This window comes from Nitrospira sp. CMX1, assembly GCF_054902215.1.
On record NZ_JBUBKD010000015.1, the window covers coordinates 76,722 to 93,850 of the forward strand.

Here is a 17,129-nt window from a genome sequence, read left to right on the forward strand (position 1 = left end):
GGCTATCGTTGCCGCGGCTGTCGGCGGCGGGCGTTGAGCCAGCGTGTAATGACGGTCGTCACGTTCTGTTGGACGGACTCTAGAGGAAGAGAGGCATCGAGTACAACCATACGCCGAGGTTCCTGTTTGGCTAAGGTCTGAAACCCGGCTCGTACTTTTTCGTGAAATTGTGTCGCTTCTCGATCAAGGCGATTCTGGGAGGAGCGTTGGCCACGTCGTCGCGACAGTCCGATGCGGACAGGCACGTCGAAGAGCAGAGTGAGATGCGGAACAAGTTTCCCGGTTGCCCACTTGTTCATGGTGCGCAAGGTCCGAAGGTCCAATCCCCGACCATAGCCTTGATAGGCCATGGTCGAGTCCGAGAAACGGTCACAGACGACGATCATTCCCTGTTGGAGTGCAGGTTTGATCACATGATCGACATGTTGGCGTCTGGCCGCAAGGATGAGCCACGCCTCTGTTTCCGGGGCGATGGTTTCCGCGGAATGATCGAGGAGGAGACTACGTAATCGCTCGGCGAGAAGCGTCCCTCCCGGCTCTCGGGTATGGAGGACGTACCGGCCTTGAGCGATGAGCCACTCACAGAGCCTGCGGGCCTGTGTCGTTTTTCCGCTTCCTTCACCGCCTTCCAGGGTGATGAAAATACCGGATGGTTTTTGTATGGCAGGACTCATCGATTCTTTTCTTCGCACGCGCTTTTGAAAACGGATCCTAAGTCAGGATGCGGAGAATAGCAAGGTGGGAGCTATTCAGGGATCCTTCTCGTTTGTGTGCATAACTCATTGAAATTAACAAGAAAACGCTTGCGACGTTTGTTCAGTACTCTGTAAGATGAATCACGGATTATCCTCCCATTGAGGATGGGCTGACCTTCTATGCTTAAGACTGCCTTGAGACGATATTTTCTGACCGGACTCCTGCTTGTCATCCCCATTTGGGGCACGATTCTCGTGCTGAAAACCCTGTTCGTGGCACTGGACGGTATCTTGGGCGACGCGATGGCTGAGCTGGTACCCGATCACTATATTCCCGGGCTTGGGATCGTGACGTTGGTGCTGCTGATCTTCTTGGTTGGGTTGTTTGCGGCCAACTTCATCGGACGGCAGATCGTCAGTCACTGGGAGGATTGGCTCAATCGGTTACCCCTTGTCCGTGGAATTTATTCGACCTTGAAATCGATGATGGATATTCTCTCTTTTTCGGAGCGCGGGTCGTATCGACGTGTGGTCTTGATCCAGTTTCCCAAGAATGGTCATTATTGTTTCGCCTTCGTGACGGGCATGACGAAAGGTGAGTCGACTGCTTTGGGAGAAGATACCCTGATCCATGTCTATGTCCCGACTTCCCCAAACCCCACGTCGGGCTATTTTCTGCTCGTGCCTGAACGGGAGGTCACGTCGGTTGATATCAGTATCGAAGAGGCGATGAAGTTGATTGTATCGGGGGGGTTGTATACGCCGTCCGGCACGATGGCCTCGGCCTTGGCGGAGGCGAAGTGGAGTCGGATTAAACAGCCGGATGCTGGCGTGCCGATCGGATAAACCAAGTTTCTCTATGGTTCCTTTGAGAAACGCTCATCTTCAGGAGTAGTCAGCGCAATGACGTCAATGACTGATCAACAGGCAAAGGATTCACCTATTTCAGGCCTTGGAGTGATCGTGATGGCGGCTGGGTTGGGCAAGCGGATGAAGTCCAACCACGTCAAGGTGTTGCATCAGGTCGCGGGGCAGCCGATGGTGTTGTACGCAGTCGACGTAGCGCTTCGAGTGGGAGATCACCGCATTGCGGTCGTCGTTGGCCATCAAGCGGAGAAGGTTCGGCAGGTCATTGAAGCGGGGATCCGTGGCAAACCGGGAGCGCAGGCGGTGAGTATCGTCGAGCAGGTGCAACAGCTTGGCACCGGCCATGCCGTCATGCAAAGCCGTTCCGTATTTTCTCATGATGGTGAGGCGGATCCGACACACTATCTGATTCTGAACGGGGATACGCCCTTGCTGCAGGAATCCACCGTGTGTGAGCTCTTGACCGCTCATCAGCGAGAAGGGGCAACCGTCACCATTCTGACGGCGATCCTGGATGATCCCAGTGGTTATGGGCGGGTGATCCGTCGTGAAGCGAGTCAGGGGGATCAGGCGCATTCGTCATCGGAGGTGGTGTTGAAGATCATCGAAGATCGCGACGCCACTCCGGCAGAGCGTACCTGCAAGGAAATCAACGTGGGGACATATGTGGTGTCTGGAACGTTTCTTTTTGAGGCGCTCGATAAGCTGGAACCAGACAATGCGCAGGGTGAATACTACCTGACGGATATTGTGCGAATGGCGGTTGCGCAAGGACAGCGCGTGGCTGCCGTGATTCTTCAGCGGCCTGATGAGGGGTTAGGGGTCAACACCAGGCAGCAGCTGGCGGCGGCAGAACAAGTCGTCCGGCAGCAGATTCGTGAACGCTGGCTTGATGCCGGCGTGACGATGCGAGACCCAGGCTCAGTATGGATTGATGCGAAGGTCACGATCGGCAAGGATACGGTTCTTTATCCCCATGTCGTGCTTGAAGGGAACACGGTGATTGGTGAGGAGACCACGATCCGTTCAGGGGTTCGGATCACCGATTGCGTGATCGGCAATCAGGTTGAGGTGTTAGACTCTTGCGTCCTCAGTCAGTCACGTATTGATGATGATGCACATGTGGGACCATTCGTCCATCTTCGTCCTGGTGTCGTAGTGAGGCGACGAGCGAAGGTCGGAAATTTTGTCGAAATGAAGAAGACTGAGCTGGGCGAAGGGTCCAAAGCCAATCATCTCAGTTATTTGGGGGATGCCACGATTGCAGAAGGAGTGAATATCGGTGCCGGTACGATCACGTGTAACTATGACGGTGTGAAAAAGCATCACACGGTGATCGGGAAGAATGTGTTTCTAGGGAGCGATACCCAGCTTGTTGCGCCGGTGACGATCGGAGCGGGAGCAGTGATTGCCGCAGGGACGACCGTGACGCAGAATGTGCCGGCTGATTCATTAGCGATTGCCCGGGTTCCCCAGGCCAATCGGATTGGATGGGTGGCCAAACGACGCGCCTTGGTGGCAAGAGCTGCACCCAAGGTAATTTCAGTTAAAGCTCCTGGTAAGCGTGCGACGGTAGAACGACTGAAGACTTCGGCACAATCGAAGAAAAAGCCTGGACGGTCGTCAAAGGGCTGATCGCGGACCGATAACGTCGCGTAGTTGTCTGCCAACCATCAAGATGGGGTATTGCCATGTGTGGAATTATTGGATATGTCGGCAACCAGGAAGCGGTGCCGATTCTTATTGGAGGATTGTCCAAGTTGGAGTATCGCGGCTACGATTCATCGGGTGTGGCCGTTTTGCAGGGAGAGAAAATTGCCGTCAAGCGGAGTGTGGGCAAACTGGTGAATCTTCAGAATGCTCTCAACACCAATGGGCTCACGGGAACGGTGGGAATCGGCCATACTCGATGGGCGACGCATGGCAAGCCTTCGGAACAGAATGCCCATCCGCACCGATCCAAAGGGTGCGTGTTGGTGCACAACGGAATTATCGAAAATTATCAGCAGCTGAAACAGCAGCTCGAGAAGGACGGCTATAAGTTTGTATCGGAAACCGATACGGAGGTCGTCGCGCATTTGATTGATAAGTATCTTCAAAAAGGAAACAAGCTGGCTGATGCTGTGCGCTTGGCGACAAAGGACGTGAAAGGGAGTTATGCGTTGGCTGTGATGTCGGAGCGGGAACCGGGGACGTTGATTGCTGCGCGGTCAGGCTGTCCGCTGGTCGTCGGTCGGACAGCACATGCATCCTATATTGCCTCCGATGTCATGGCTATGCTGGCGCATACGCGGGAAGTGACCTATCTCGAAGAAGGGGATGTGGCTGTCGTCACTCAAGACGATGTGCAACTGACCGATTCCGATGGTCAGGCCGTGTCGCGAAAGGCGTCGAAGATCACATGGGATGCCTCAGCCGCGGAGAAGAGTGGTTACCCGCACTTTATGCTGAAAGAGATTCATGAACAGCCGCAGACCATTCTGGATACCATGCGAGGGCGGTATTCCTATGAGACGGGAGAGGCGGATCTCCCTGACATTGGGCTGACCCCGAAAGAATTCGCGTCTTTGGAGCGGATCTGGATCGTGGCTTGTGGGACGTCCTGGCATGCCGGTCAGGTCGGAAAGTATCTCTTTGAGGAAATGGTTCGGACACCGGTTCAAGTAGATATTGGCAGCGAGTTTCGCTATCGTGATCCGCTTGTCGGCAAGAAGGATTTGTTTATTACGATCTCCCAATCCGGTGAGACGGCGGATACGCTTGCCGCAGCACGAGAGGCCAAGGCCAAGGGAGCGCGTGTCGTTTCCATTGTGAACGTGATCGGCAGCACGTTGGCCCGTGAGTCGGATGGAGTCCTGTATACCCATTGTGGGCCGGAGATCGGCGTGGCCTCGACGAAGGCGTTCACGGCGCAGCTCACGGCGCTCTATCTCCTGGCCTTGCATTTCGCGCGAGTTCGTAATGTGATGAAGGTGGCGGATGGTCAAGCCTGGCTTGATCGGCTCGTGCGGTTGCCTGCCCTGGTCGAGAGTGTGCTGCAGAGAGAAGCCGAAATCGTGGCGATCGCCAAGCGCTACTACAAGAAACGGAATTTTCTGTTCTTGGGCCGCGGAATCAATTACCCGATTGCGCTGGAAGGTTCATTGAAACTCAAAGAAATTTCCTACATCCATGCAGAGGGCTATGCGGCTGGTGAGATGAAGCACGGTCCGATCGCATTGATCGATAAGGATATGCCGGTCGTGGTGTTGGCGCCTCGAGATCGACTGTATGACAAGACGGTCAGTAATCTCATGGAGGTCAAAGCGCGACATGCCCCCGTGATTGCCTTCGTGGCTGAAGGAGAACGAGAACTCGGGAAGATCGCGGATGCCGTCTTCACGGTACCGGACACCCATTCGCTCATCTCACCAATGCTCTTTACTATCCCGCTGCAGCTGCTGGCGTATCATATTGCGGTGTTGCGGGGGGCAGATGTGGATCAGCCGAGGAATCTGGCGAAAAGTGTGACGGTGGAATGAGGTGTGAAGGCAGGTCCCTCTGCTCGCTCAACGCGCGGCCTCAGAAGGCCCTCGTTGAATGCGCGCAATAAGGGAGCGTACCTTCACGCCTCATAGGGGAAAGGGAGAGAAGAGTGGAGATCACGCAGCAGGATGTGGAAAAGGTAGCACAATTGGCACGATTGGCGCTGACGGCTTCGGAGAAGGAGACCTTTGCGAAGCAGTTGAGCCAAATCCTTTCCCATGTTGATCAGCTCAAGCAATATGACACGACCGGGGTTGAGCCGACCGCAACGGTGATGGGGCAAGTAAACATATTTCGAGAGGATAGTGTACGCCCATCGCTTGCTGCAGAGAAAGCATTGGCCAATGCGCCGGAGCGTGAATCAGATGGATTTGTAGTTCCTAAAATTATAGAGGAGCGTTAACCGTCAATGACGGCCTCATCGCTGGCTATTCTGCAATGAGGCATGCGAGCGGCGGAAAACGAGGCAATACATGTTTCGACAAATGTTACGTTCAAAGATTCATCGTGCGACGGTGACGGGAGCCCATCTCGAGTATGAGGGGAGTTTGACGATCGACCAAGACTTGCTGGAGGCAGCGGGGATTCTCCCGTATGAGGCCATCGTCTGCTCGAATCTGAATAATGGGGAACGATTCATGACGTACGCCATCAATGGTGTGCGTGGGAGGGGTGAAATCATTTTAAACGGCCCTACGGCTAGGAAAGCAGCAGTGGGGGACCAGATCATCATCTTTTGTTACGAGTATTATGGTGAAGAAGAAATCAGGAAACACGTGCCCAAGATCGTGCGCGTGAATGAAAAAAATCGAATTGTGACGGTCAGCTAACCGACCGAGTGCCGGCTGATGGATGTCTGCCGATGTCGGGGTATTGTGTGAGCGCCCGTTGGTCATGAGTATGTCATGTCTCTTCAAAAACTAAGCCTCGTCGAGCTTCAGAAGAAATTCACGGCAGGGGAAGTGACTGCCGCAGAGATCGTGGCTGCCTACTTTCTCAGGATCAGTCAGGTAGAGCCGAAGGTGAAGGCCTTCGTCACTCAGACAAAAGATGCCGCGTATCGGCAGGCGGAGGAGTTGGATCGGAAGCTCAAAGGGTGGAGAAAGACCCATCCGCTGACCGGCATGCCGCTTGCCGTCAAGGATAACATCTGTACGGACGGTGTCCCCACCACCTGCAGCTCTCGAATGTTGCAGAACTTTGTTCCGCCATACGACGCGACGGTTGTTTCGAGGCTGCGTTCGCAGGAGTACATCCTGGTGGGTAAGACCAATCTGGATGAATTTGCGATGGGGTCATCGACGGAGAATTCCGCATTTGGCCCCAGCCGAAATCCTTGGAATCTTCACTGTGTGCCGGGTGGATCGAGTGGGGGATCGGCAGCGGCGGTGGCTGCGGAAGAATGTGCGGCAGCACTTGGATCCGATACCGGAGGGTCGATCAGGCAGCCGGCTGCTTTCTGTGGCGTGGTGGGGGTAAAACCTACGTATGGACGTGTGTCGCGATACGGTCTTGTGGCGTTTGCCTCGTCGCTTGATCAGATCGGGCCGATTGCACGCACGGTGTCGGATGCAGCATTTCTCTTACAAGCCATTGCCGGTCACGATCCGATGGATTCCACATCGGTTGATCGCCCCGTGCCGGACTACATGAAGGCGTTGCAGAAGCGTGATCTCAAACATGTGCGAGTTGGTGTGCCGGTTGAGTTTTTTGCTGAAGGACTCGACTCAGAGGTCGAGCGGGCAGTCCGAGCCGCCATCGAGGAGTTGAAGCATCTCGGCGCGGAAGTGAAGGAGATTCGTCTACCAAGGACCGATGCTGCGGTGGCGGTCTATTACGTGCTTGCGACGGCAGAGGCCAGCTCAAATCTTGCCCGGTTCGACGGCGTGAAGTTCGGTTTCCGTGCCAAGGAGACGAAAGACCTGCTCGAACTGTATATGAAAACGAGGCAGGAGGGGTTCGGGCCGGAAGTCAAACGTCGAATTATGCTCGGTACCTATGTCCTGAGTGCGGGATACTACGACGCGTACTACGGGAAGGCGCAGGCTGTGCGCACATTGATCTGTCAGGATTTCGACGCCGCATTCAAGGAGGTGGATCTCATCGTCACTCCGGCGACGCCGACCCCGGCCTTCACGCTGGGCGAAAAAAGCGAAGACCCCTTGCAAATGTATCTGTCCGATATTTTCACGATTTCGGTGAATCTGGCAGGGCTGCCAGCGATCGCACTACCCTGTGGGTTCAGCAAGGTTGGGCTTCCGATTGGGCTCCAACTGATTGGCCGGGCCTTTGAAGAAGACACGATGCTTCGAGTCGCGCATGCCTATGAGCAATCCACCGCATGGTATCGCCAGAAGCCGAACATCCGGTAGGGTTCAGACGATAAACAGAAACGGAGTTGCGAGCGATCTGCGTGGGGCGATTGACCGGGAGGGTAGGCAACTATGACAATCGTTGAAATCGCGGCACTCCTTGTCGCCGTGGCGTTCGCAGTGTTGGTCGGATGTCTCGTGCCCGTCTTGTTGCAAGTGCGCAAAACGGTCGTGGAGTCTGAACAGCTGTTGTCCAAGATGAATACGGAAGTACCGGCTCTCGTGGCTGAATTGCGAGCGATGAGCCAAAACCTGAACGATGTGGCCAGTCAGGCACGCGAGGGGGTCGAGCATGCGTCGGTCTTGCTGCACGCCGTGGGCGAGGTCGGTGAATCGGTACGGCAAGTACACCATGTCGTCTGTGGGTCAGGAGGGACGCTGTTGAGCAACGTGGCAAGTATGGTTGCCGGAGTCAAGGCCGCAACCCACGTGGTACGAGAACGCATGAAGCATGAGGGAGGGACACACAATGGGGGATGAACGAGGTGCTTCCACAGCGGTATTGTTAGCGTTTCTCGGCGGTGCGGCCATGGGGGCAGTGATGGGATTGTTGTTGGCGCCGCAAGCGGGCAGTGAGTCGCGTGACCGACTTCGAGGCTATGCCCGTCGTGCGGAAACCGATTTGCGAGATCTCGCTGGGCGAGCCGGTGAGGCGTTTGAAGAGGCTGTCGATCAGGGCAGGGAGTTCGTCGAGTCGAAGCGGTCGGTTCTCCAGGAAGCTTTCGATGCCGGTCGTGAGGCGATGAAACGTGAGCGAGGGCGTATCCAAGATGAGGGGGCGGAGCGAGGATGAGGTTTGAGACAGTGATCGGGGTGGAGGTCCATGCACAACTGCGGACCAACTCCAAGATGTTCTGCGGGTGTGGTACGACCTTTGGCCTCTCCGCCAACAGCCAGACCTGCCCGGTCTGCCTTGGTCTGCCAGGCAGTTTACCTGTGATCAATCGAACGGCGGTCGAAATGGCGGTTCGTGCCGGGCTGGCGTTGAACTGTACGATCACGGCGAATAATCGATTCGCGAGAAAGAACTATTTTTACCCGGATTTGCCCAAGGGGTACCAGATTTCCCAATACGAGGATCCGATTTGCCAGCATGGATGGATTGAGATGGCTGTGGGGACGGTCACCAAGCGGGTTCGGATCCGTCGAGCGCACCTTGAAGAAGATGCAGGGAAGAACGTACATGGAACTGGGACAGCGGGAAGCCGCGTGGATTTGAATCGTGCCGGCACGCCGCTGCTGGAGATTGTGACAGAACCGGATATGAGTTCGGCCGATGAGGTGGTGGCCTACCTGAAGGGGTTACGCGATGTGCTCATGTACCTCGATGTGTGCGACGGAAACATGGAGGAAGGAAGTTTTCGCTGCGAACCAAACTTATCGTTGCGTCCGGTTGGCCAGAAAGAGTTTGGGACGAAAGTCGAGCTCAAGAATATCAATTCCTTCAAGTATGTGAAGGATGCGGTCGAGTACGAGGTCAAACGGCAGACCAAGGTCTTGAATGAGGGGGGCAAGATTTACCAGGAGACAAGACTCTGGAACATTGATCGAGGCGAAACGGCAGTCATGCGCTCGAAAGAGGAGGCCCATGACTATCGATACTTCCCAGATCCGGATCTGGTGCCCTTACAGTTGAACGAGGACTGGATTGAAGGATTTCGTTCATCATTGCCGGAGTTGCCGGCTGTGCGCGCCCGTCGATTCATCACCGAGTATGGCCTTCCGGAGTACGATGCGGGCGTGGTCACGACATCCAAAGGCATGGCGGATTACTTCGAGGCTTGCCTGAAGCAGTTCAAGGAACCTAAAACGGTGAGCAATTGGGTGATGGGAGAGTTGACGCGGGAACTGAATAACTCCGGGACCGATATCACCGCGTCGCCGGTCTCACCTGAAGGACTCGTCGATTTGTTGACGATGGTGGACAAAGGGGTGATCAGTTTAAAAGTGGCGCGTGAGATCTTTCCCGAGTTCTATCGGAGCGGCAAGACTCCCCAACAGATTGTGCAGGACAAAGGGCTGACGCAGGTCTCAGACGAAGGGGCACTGGAAAAAATGATTGATGAGGTGCTCCGTAACAATCCAACACAAGTGGCACAGTTTAAAGAGGGCAAACACCAAGTCTTAGGATTTCTTGTTGGTCAAGCGATGAAGGCAAGTGGGGGGAAGGCGAATCCTGGCAAGATGAATGAGTTGTTGAAAAAGAGGCTGATCGTCTAACTGGAGAGAGGGCAAGTGGTATGAGCGAAATCAGAGAAATCAGGGGCCGCCAGATTATCGATTCACGTGGCAATCCAACGATTGAGGCAGAAGTCACGCTCGAAAGCGGAGCGGTCGGGCGAGCAGCCGTTCCTTCCGGTGCTTCGACAGGCGAAAAAGAGGCAATTGAGCTGAGAGATGGAGACAAAAAGCGATGGATGGGAAAAGGTGTCTCCAAAGCGGTGGCGAATATCAGCAAGGTGATTGCTCCTGAACTGCTGGGGAAGGATGCGTTTGATCAAGCCGGGATTGACCGAGCCATGATTGCGCTGGATGGCACAAAGACCAAAGGTAAGCTGGGTGCGAACGCGATTTTGGGTGTGTCGTTAGCGGTGGCAAAGGCGTCGGCGATTGAAACCGGGCAACCTCTCTATCGGTATTTAGGGGGGACGAATGCGCGCGTGCTTCCGGTGCCGCTGATGAATATCATCAACGGGGGAGCCCATGCCGATAACCGGCTGGATCTTCAAGAATTCATGATCATGCCGGTGGGAGCCGGTCGATTCAGCGATGCGCTTCGCATGGCTACCGAGGTCTTTCATTCGCTGAAGGCGCTCTTGAAGAAGAAGGGCCTCAACACGGCAGTCGGAGATGAGGGGGGATTTGCGCCAGATCTGCAATCGAACGAGGAGGCGCTGGGGCTCATTGCCGAGGCAACTGAGGCGGCGGGCTATCAGGTCGGGAGGGATATCGCCTTGGCTTTAGACTGTGCCGCCAGTGAACTCTACGAAAAGGGACGGTATATGCTCGAAGCAGAAAAGAATCCAGAGCGTTCATCGGAAGACATGGTGAGCTACTACAGCAAACTCCTGGATCGCTATCCCATTCTCTCCATCGAAGATGGATTGAGTGAATTGGATTGGAAGGGCTGGAAGGTGCTCACAGAGAAGCTCGGGAAGCGAGTCCAACTCGTCGGCGACGACATCTTCGTGACGAATGTTGAGATCTTTTCGAAAGGCATTAAGGAGGGGATTGGGAATTCAATCCTGATCAAACTCAATCAGATCGGAACATTGACGGAGACGTTGGATGCCATCGAACTTGCGAAGCGATCGGGCTATACGGCTATCATTTCCCACCGCTCTGGGGAAACAGAGGACACGACCATTGCGGATGTGGCCGTCGCCACGAACAGTGGATTGATCAAGACCGGGTCCCTCTCTCGAACAGATCGTGTGGCGAAGTATAATCAGCTGCTTCGAATCGAGGAAGAACTCGGAGCCGCGGCGGTCTATCGCGGTCGAGAGGCCGTGCCTGTGCGAGGATAGTCGGTTTTGCAACCTTGGAACGGATTCGCTCATATGGTGATCAAACAAAATCGTGGCCGGGATTGGTTGGAATGGCAGCGACGTCTGTTCGCCCTTGTTCAGGTAGGTGGAGTGATCGGGGTTCTTTGGTTGGGGGTCGCGTTGTTTTATGGAGAGATGGGGCTCTCTCGGTATCTCTCCATGCGAGATTATGCCAAGAATTTGGAGCAAGAGCTGTCGGGGTTACGCAATGAAAATGTCACCTTGCAGCAAGATATTCTGCGTCTCCAGCATGATCCGACCAAGATCGAACAATTGGCTCGTGAGCAGTTAGGCTATGTGCGGAAAGGGGAGACGGTATATCAATTCATCCCAGGTTCGGAGAAACAACGGGAGCCAGCCTCAAAGCCATGAAGTTCGGAACGGTTGCCATCATCGGACGGTCCAACGTGGGCAAGTCGACCCTATTGAATCGTCTGCTGGGCGAGAAAATCTCAATTGTCTCAAGTAAGCCCCAAACGACGAGGACTCGGGTGACGGGTATCGTGCATGCCGAAGGGGCGCAAATTGCCTTTCTCGACACACCGGGCCTACATAAGCCGGACCATTTGTTGAATCGACGAATGGTTCGCACGGCGGTGGAAACGCTGGAAGACGCGGATGTGTTGTACATGCTCATGGAGGCGACAAGTCTCCCTGGTCCAGGCGACTTGTCTGCCATCAAATATATGAAAGAGGCCTTGGCAAAGCAGCCGAGGCCGGTGATCTTGGTCGTCACTAAAATTGATCTGGTGAACAAGCATAAGATGCTTCCCGTCCTTGACCAGTATGCCAAGCTGTTTGCATGGACGGAAGTGGTGCCGGTGTCTGCTCAAGCAGACGACAATGTGGCGAGATTGCTTGCCGTGACGGTCCCGTACCTGCCATCAGGCGAGGGATTGTATGGCGAGGATGTCGTGACAGACCAGACGATGAGGACATTGGCGGCCGAAATGATTCGTGAAAAAGTCATACAGGCGACAGAGGATGAAGTGCCGTATGCGACGGCGGTTGAGATCGATGACTTTGTTGAACAGGGGAAGTTGGCGAAAATCAGGGCATCGATTGTGGTTGAGCGAGAGACACAGAAGGGGATCCTGATCGGGAAACAAGGGGAGCGGCTGAAATCGATCGGGACCCAAGCCCGATTAGACATGGAAAAGGTGTTTGGGATGAAAGTGTTTCTTGAGCTGTGGGTGAAGGTCAGAAAGGCCTGGCGCGAGGATGAGCAGACTCTCGTGGAGTTGGGCTACTAGCCACGCACGGAAACCGATGTTGATGTTTCTCCATACGCATTCGTAAGCGAGTACGGATGGCATTCCTATGCTGCAGCAGTTCGAATAGGCTTTCCAATAAGGCCGTGGGCAGTGAAGACGAGCCCTTGCTTTATGTCGGCCAGTGAGCTGTTGACCTAGTCTAGGCGCCGCCGCCGGAGCCAAATCTCAAGATCCCGCGCAACGATCATGCAGCCAACCGACCGACCAACGGAACCACGCATTCCGGAACCACGTTCTCGGCCCGCTGATCGCGATATCCTCCGAGAAGTCCTTCGCGATCAGACTGAACGAGGGCAGACCAAGTCGGACATTGTCATTCAATCCGTCCAGAAGTTGTTGCGTCGAGGAGCAATCACAAATCTGTCTAAAATGTTGGGGCGTATGCATCCCGCCGATGTGGCCAAGGCGGTGACGCATCTTTCCTCGCCAAAAGAAAAACGGGAAATTTTTGAGCTGGTTCGTGGTGAAAGGAAGCGTGGGCAGGTGCTCAGTGAGCTTGATGGGGAGAGCATTCAACAGGTGCTTGCGGATCTGCTCCACTCCGATATCGCCTGGCTCTTAAAGGATCTCGGCCCTGATGACGTCGCCTATATTCTTGGGTTTCTCCCGGAAGAGCGAAGCAAAGAGGTGCTGGCTCTGATGAAGACGGAGGATTCGAACGAAGTGGCCGATATTCTCCGATACCCCAAAGATACGGCCGGCGCCATTATGACCACGGAATTCTTTTCTCTGCCTGAGGATTCCACGGCACAGGAGGCCATACGTCGTTTGCAACAGGCAACTGATGCGGAAATGGTGTTCTATATCTATGTAACAGATAAGGATGATCGCTTGGTTGGTGTTCTGTCGCTTCGGCAGCTGCTCACAGTGCCTCCCACGACACCGCTAAAAAACATCATGACGCGGGAGGCCATGAGCGTCAGCATTGACATGGATCAGGAAGAGGTGGCGAGGCAGGTAGCCAACTATAACTTATTGGCGATTCCGGTCGTAGAGCGAGATGGAAAGCTTGTGGGAATTATCACGGTTGATGATGTGGTTGATGTCATCCGTGAAGAAGCAACCGAGGACATGTTGAAGATGGCCGGAGCCATTGAAGAGGATACGGCTTCAAAGTCATCAAGCATTGCTGCCGCGAGACTGCGATTGCCGTGGCTGTTTACCAACCTAGTGGGGAGTCTGCTCTCCGGAGCGATCCTTTGGTATTTCCGCTATACGGTTCAAGAGGTTGTGGCCATTGTGAGTTTTATTCCTGTCATCGCGGCGATGGGTGGTAATGTCGGCTTGCAATCATCCACGCTGATCATTCGTGGGTTGGCTACCGGTTCTGTCGAGCTCACTCATGTATGGCCGGTATTTTTTCGTGAAGCAAAGATCGGGCTGGTGATGGGACTGGCGTGCGGGATGACCTTGACGTTGGTCGCGTGGGTGTTGCATCAAGGTTTTCTGGGAATGGTTGTTGGCACTTCGCTGATGATCGCCTTTTTTGTCTCGACCAGTATGGCGACGATTATGCCGATCCTCCTGAAGCGTCTAGGGGTAGATCCTGCTGTCGCGGCTGGCCCTTTTGTGACGACGGCGAATGATATTACGGGTATTTCTATTTATTTGACGTTGGCCACACTGTTCTTAGAGCACCTCCGATGACAGGGTTTCGCAGATCGCTGGGGAGCCGGTGTGTCCAGGATGAGAGGGGTCCGTGCCGCTTGTAAAGACGACTGCGATCGTTTTGCGGAGCCGAAAGTGGGGCGATGCCGATCGAATTGTCACCTTCTACACGAGAGAACGAGGGAAGATTCGAGGGGCGGCTCGTGGTGCGCGTCGACTTAAAAGCCGATTCGGAGCGGCACTTGAGCCGTTCAGCCTGTGCCGGTTGAATCTCTATGAAAGAACCGGTGATTCACTCTTTCGGATTTCACAGGTTGATCTTGTCCGGTCTTCCCAGAAGTTACTGGAATCTCTCAGTCTGATAGATTCAGCGGCACGGATGGTGAACGTGATGGCCGCGATCACGCCGGATGGAGATCCGGACCCACTCTTGTTTGATACGCTCGAGCAAGGTCTTGCGTCGCTTCAAGAGAGTCAAGACCCGACTTTTATGGCGCTCCTATTTCAGATCAGATTGTTGGGTGTCACGGGATTTCGCCCCCAGACCGACCATTGTGCCGCATGTGGAAAGACGCATTTTGTAGGTGAACCTCAGTTTTCTCCGGTTGCAGGAGGGCTTGTGTGTTTGTCATGCGCAGCACACCAGCGCGTTCGTTGTGTGGCGCTCTCCCGCGGCAGCCTCTCATTTCTTCAACAGGCTATTCGTCTGGATTCTGCTCTCGTGACACGGTTGCGAGCCAGTGGACAAGTGCGGGGAGAAGTGGAGGCGGCGATCGAAGGGTATGTGACGGTTGTGGCCGGTAAACGGCTTCCATCGGCGAACTTTTTGTCGGTTGCGGTGTCGTAGAAAACTCAATCAGAGGAGAGGGGTGGGTATGACAGCCGCTGCATTAGAGCCTCGGGACATGGAGTGGATCGAGAAGGGTGTATTGGGAATTCAATGGAGTGACGGTCATCAGGCGGTCTATCCGGTCCGCGCCCTGCGGCAACATTGCCCCTGTGCGGCTTGTGTTGACGAATGGACGGGAGAGCGTCGCCTTCAAGCCGACGATGTCCCGCTCTTGATCATGCTGCAGGACATTCAACCGGTTGGGCGCTATGCGTTTCAATTTAAATGGAGCGATGGCCATGACACGGGGATTTATTCTTACACGTTGCTGAGGACCTTGTGTCAGTGTGATGTCTGTCAACCAGTGAAACCAATCGAAGCAAAGTCCAGACGGCTTCTGTGAGGGGAGAATCCGATATGGTCAACATTGCTCGCGCTTCGATAAGCACCATGCTGAGCATGCTCGGAGGTGCAGGGGTGTTCTTGTTGGTCGGATGCAAAAGTATGCCGACCTTGGAACAGCAGGAACGACTGGTGCAGGCAGAGAATCTCGTGCTGGACCAAATCACCAGCCGGGCGGTGGTCAATGCTTGGGGGAGGCCTTCTTTTTATCATAGTGAGTTCGCCTATTTTTTTGTGATGCCTGATTTGAGTATCGTCCCTCGATCACGAGTGGCTACGGGCGAGGTCCCGAAGGGGTGGAGGGGCGGGGTTCATGCGGGCGAAGGAGTGTACTTTGCCTACCCGGACCGAGGCTGGTTGCTGGTCTTTCTTGATGAGCGCCTTGTCTACCGGGAGAAGCTCGGGGCTGATGAGTTACGGACATTGGCTAATGCCTGGGCGTATGAGGCCCGATTCAAGACTGGGATTGAAGAAGGTTCACGTCCATAAGCTACTCTTTATTGCCCTGTATGGGATCACACATGTCAAATAGTTTGCATATCGTGATGGCGGCCTCTGAGGCGGTTCCGTACGCGAAAACGGGTGGACTTGCCGATGTTGTGGGGGCTTTGTCCATGGCACTCACGAAATTGGGGCATCAGGTCACCTTGCTGTTGCCAGGTTATCGGACTCCGTTGGCCCGTAAGGACCGACGAGTCGCAATGCAGTTCTCGGTCCCTGTCGGGGGGAAGCCAGTGGATGTGTCGGTTGAAGAGGAATATGTAACGGTGTTTGGTGCCGCACAGAAGGTGAGAGTGCTGTTCGTGTGCCATGACCCATACTACGATCGCCCGGGACTCTATCAACAGGATCATCGCGACTATCCAGATAACCTTGACCGGTTTACTCTTTTCTGTCGTGCTGTCATTCAAGTGGTGCATGTCCTTGTGGACGTGCAGCGGGAGAAGATCAATATCCTGCATCTTCACGATTGGCAGACGGCATTGTGCGCTGTCTATCTAAAGGTGCTGTCGGATGAGCACAGCAGTCTGCAGTCGATCAAGACGCTGCTGACGGTGCACAATCTTGGTTATCAGGGGATATTCCCTGGTCAGGAATTCATGAAAACCGGCCTTCCTTCATCGCTGTTCTCGCTAGGAGGCCTTGAGTTTTACGGAGCTGTTAATTGTTTGAAGGGGGGCATTATCTTTTCTGACGCTGTCTCCACGGTAAGCCCTACCTATGCGAGGGAGATTCTAACCGTGGAATATGGGTGTGGCCTTGAGGGTGTATTGGCAAACCGTACTAGTGGCATCAGCGGCGTTACTAACGGAATTGATGAAGTTGCTTGGGATCCTGCGCACGACACATATCTCCCAGCGCAGTACCATGCCAAGGACTTATCGGGAAAATCTGTGTGCAAGCAAGCGCTACAACAAGAGTTTGGATTGCCGATTCTGGATGTGCCACTGGTAGCTGTCCTTGGCCGGTTGACGTTCCAAAAAGGATTTGATCTCCTGGTTGAGATTCTTCCAGAGCTCATGGCTCTAGATCTCCAACTGGTGGTATTGGGTACTGGAGACTCTCATTTGGAACAGCAATTCATTGCAGCTAAAGAGAAGTATCCTCAGAGAATCGGCCTTTCTCTTGGCTTCAATGAAGGGTTAGCCCATCGCATTGAGGCGGGTTCGGATATGCTGGTCATGCCGTCTCGGTATGAGCCCTGCGGATTAAGCCAGCTGTATAGCCTGAGGTATGGGACGGTTCCTATCGTGCGACGTACAGGGGGACTCGCCGATACCGTTGTTCCCTTTCGTCCGTCAACGGTCAAATCCGGGAGTGCAACAGGATTTCATTTTATTGATCCCTCTCCTGAGGCCTTACTTTCCACGGTTCTGCTTGCGCTCCATGTGTATGAAGAGCAGGAGGTTTGGCGCGCATTGGTTACTTCAGGAATGAGTGCCGACCTATCGTGGGATCAGTCGGCAATGGCCTATATAGATTTATATCGCCGGTTACAGGATTGAGGA

The 17,129-nt window shown here is 54.4% G+C and carries 18 protein-coding genes; 17 read left to right on the top strand and 1 reads right to left on the bottom strand.

The genetic code is table 11. The annotated features are described in order from the left end of the window. Positions 1-2 precede the first annotated feature (2 nt). On the bottom strand, positions 3-674 hold the full coding sequence (gene tmk, locus ACYX34_RS05550) for a dTMP kinase (RefSeq protein WP_462075562.1): 672 nt from the start codon (positions 672-674) through the stop codon (positions 3-5). 201 nt (positions 675-875) lie between these two features. Here tmk and ACYX34_RS05555 point away from each other — a divergent pair, with 201 nt between their 5' ends. From ACYX34_RS05555 to glgA, 17 genes are all read left to right on the top strand, one after another. Next, a complete protein-coding gene (locus tag ACYX34_RS05555; protein WP_462075563.1) occupies positions 876-1,541 on the top strand; it encodes a DUF502 domain-containing protein in 666 nt (221 codons plus the stop codon). Positions 1,542-1,598: 57 nt separating this feature from the next. Next, entirely contained in the window at positions 1,599-3,197 is a 1,599-nt protein-coding gene (gene glmU, locus ACYX34_RS05560; RefSeq protein ID WP_462075564.1) for a bifunctional UDP-N-acetylglucosamine diphosphorylase/glucosamine-1-phosphate N-acetyltransferase GlmU, read from the top strand. 56 nt (positions 3,198-3,253) lie between these two features. After that, positions 3,254-5,083, top strand: a complete 1,830-nt coding sequence (gene glmS, locus ACYX34_RS05565) for a glutamine--fructose-6-phosphate transaminase (isomerizing) (RefSeq protein WP_462075565.1) — start codon at positions 3,254-3,256, stop codon at positions 5,081-5,083. Between the two features lie 113 nt (positions 5,084-5,196). Then, the gene (gatC, locus tag ACYX34_RS05570; RefSeq protein WP_462075566.1) at positions 5,197-5,490 is read left to right on the top strand and encodes an Asp-tRNA(Asn)/Glu-tRNA(Gln) amidotransferase subunit GatC; all 294 of its coding nucleotides are present in this window, start codon (positions 5,197-5,199) and stop codon (positions 5,488-5,490) included. 70 nt (positions 5,491-5,560) lie between these two features. Continuing rightward, a complete protein-coding gene (gene panD, locus ACYX34_RS05575; RefSeq protein WP_462075567.1) occupies positions 5,561-5,917 on the top strand; it encodes an aspartate 1-decarboxylase in 357 nt (118 codons plus the stop codon). Positions 5,918-5,992: 75 nt separating this feature from the next. Continuing rightward, complete coding sequence (gene gatA, locus ACYX34_RS05580; protein WP_462075568.1) at positions 5,993-7,459, top strand: Asp-tRNA(Asn)/Glu-tRNA(Gln) amidotransferase subunit GatA; 1,467 nt, start codon at positions 5,993-5,995, stop codon at positions 7,457-7,459. Between the two features lie 72 nt (positions 7,460-7,531). Beyond that, positions 7,532-7,939 carry a DUF948 domain-containing protein gene (locus ACYX34_RS05585; protein WP_462075569.1) on the top strand — a complete coding sequence of 136 codons (408 nt, stop codon included), beginning with the start codon at positions 7,532-7,534 and terminating at the stop codon, positions 7,937-7,939. Further along, on the top strand, positions 7,929-8,252 hold the full coding sequence (locus tag ACYX34_RS05590) for a YtxH domain-containing protein (protein ID WP_462075570.1): 324 nt from the start codon (positions 7,929-7,931) through the stop codon (positions 8,250-8,252). Before ACYX34_RS05585 ends, ACYX34_RS05590 begins: the two co-directional genes overlap by 11 nt. Beyond that, entirely contained in the window at positions 8,249-9,679 is a 1,431-nt protein-coding gene (gene gatB, locus ACYX34_RS05595) for an Asp-tRNA(Asn)/Glu-tRNA(Gln) amidotransferase subunit GatB (protein ID WP_462075571.1), read from the top strand. Before ACYX34_RS05590 ends, gatB begins: the two co-directional genes overlap by 4 nt. 20 nt (positions 9,680-9,699) lie before the next feature. Next, positions 9,700-10,986, top strand: coding sequence for a phosphopyruvate hydratase (gene eno / locus ACYX34_RS05600; protein ID WP_462075572.1), 1,287 nt, complete (start codon positions 9,700-9,702; stop codon positions 10,984-10,986). 33 nt (positions 10,987-11,019) lie between these two features. After that, on the top strand, positions 11,020-11,379 hold the full coding sequence (locus ACYX34_RS05605) for an FtsB family cell division protein (RefSeq protein WP_462075573.1): 360 nt from the start codon (positions 11,020-11,022) through the stop codon (positions 11,377-11,379). After that, the gene (gene era / locus ACYX34_RS05610) at positions 11,376-12,260 is read left to right on the top strand and encodes a GTPase Era (protein WP_462075574.1); all 885 of its coding nucleotides are present in this window, start codon (positions 11,376-11,378) and stop codon (positions 12,258-12,260) included. The genes ACYX34_RS05605 and era overlap by 4 nt, the downstream gene beginning before the upstream one ends. Before the next feature lie 207 nt (positions 12,261-12,467). Beyond that, positions 12,468-13,928, top strand: coding sequence for a magnesium transporter (gene mgtE, locus ACYX34_RS05615; protein ID WP_462075575.1), 1,461 nt, complete (start codon positions 12,468-12,470; stop codon positions 13,926-13,928). 52 nt (positions 13,929-13,980) lie between these two features. Further along, positions 13,981-14,736 carry a DNA repair protein RecO gene (gene recO / locus ACYX34_RS05620; RefSeq protein WP_462075576.1) on the top strand — a complete coding sequence of 252 codons (756 nt, stop codon included), beginning with the start codon at positions 13,981-13,983 and terminating at the stop codon, positions 14,734-14,736. Between the two features lie 28 nt (positions 14,737-14,764). Continuing rightward, positions 14,765-15,121, top strand: a complete 357-nt coding sequence (locus ACYX34_RS05625) for a gamma-butyrobetaine hydroxylase family protein (RefSeq protein WP_462075577.1) — start codon at positions 14,765-14,767, stop codon at positions 15,119-15,121. A 14-nt stretch (positions 15,122-15,135) separates the two neighbouring features. After that, positions 15,136-15,609, top strand: a complete 474-nt coding sequence (locus ACYX34_RS05630; RefSeq protein WP_462075578.1) for a hypothetical protein — start codon at positions 15,136-15,138, stop codon at positions 15,607-15,609. A 32-nt stretch (positions 15,610-15,641) separates the two neighbouring features. Continuing rightward, positions 15,642-17,126, top strand: a complete 1,485-nt coding sequence (gene glgA / locus ACYX34_RS05635; RefSeq protein ID WP_462075579.1) for a glycogen synthase GlgA — start codon at positions 15,642-15,644, stop codon at positions 17,124-17,126. The last annotated feature ends 3 nt before the right edge of the window (positions 17,127-17,129 follow it).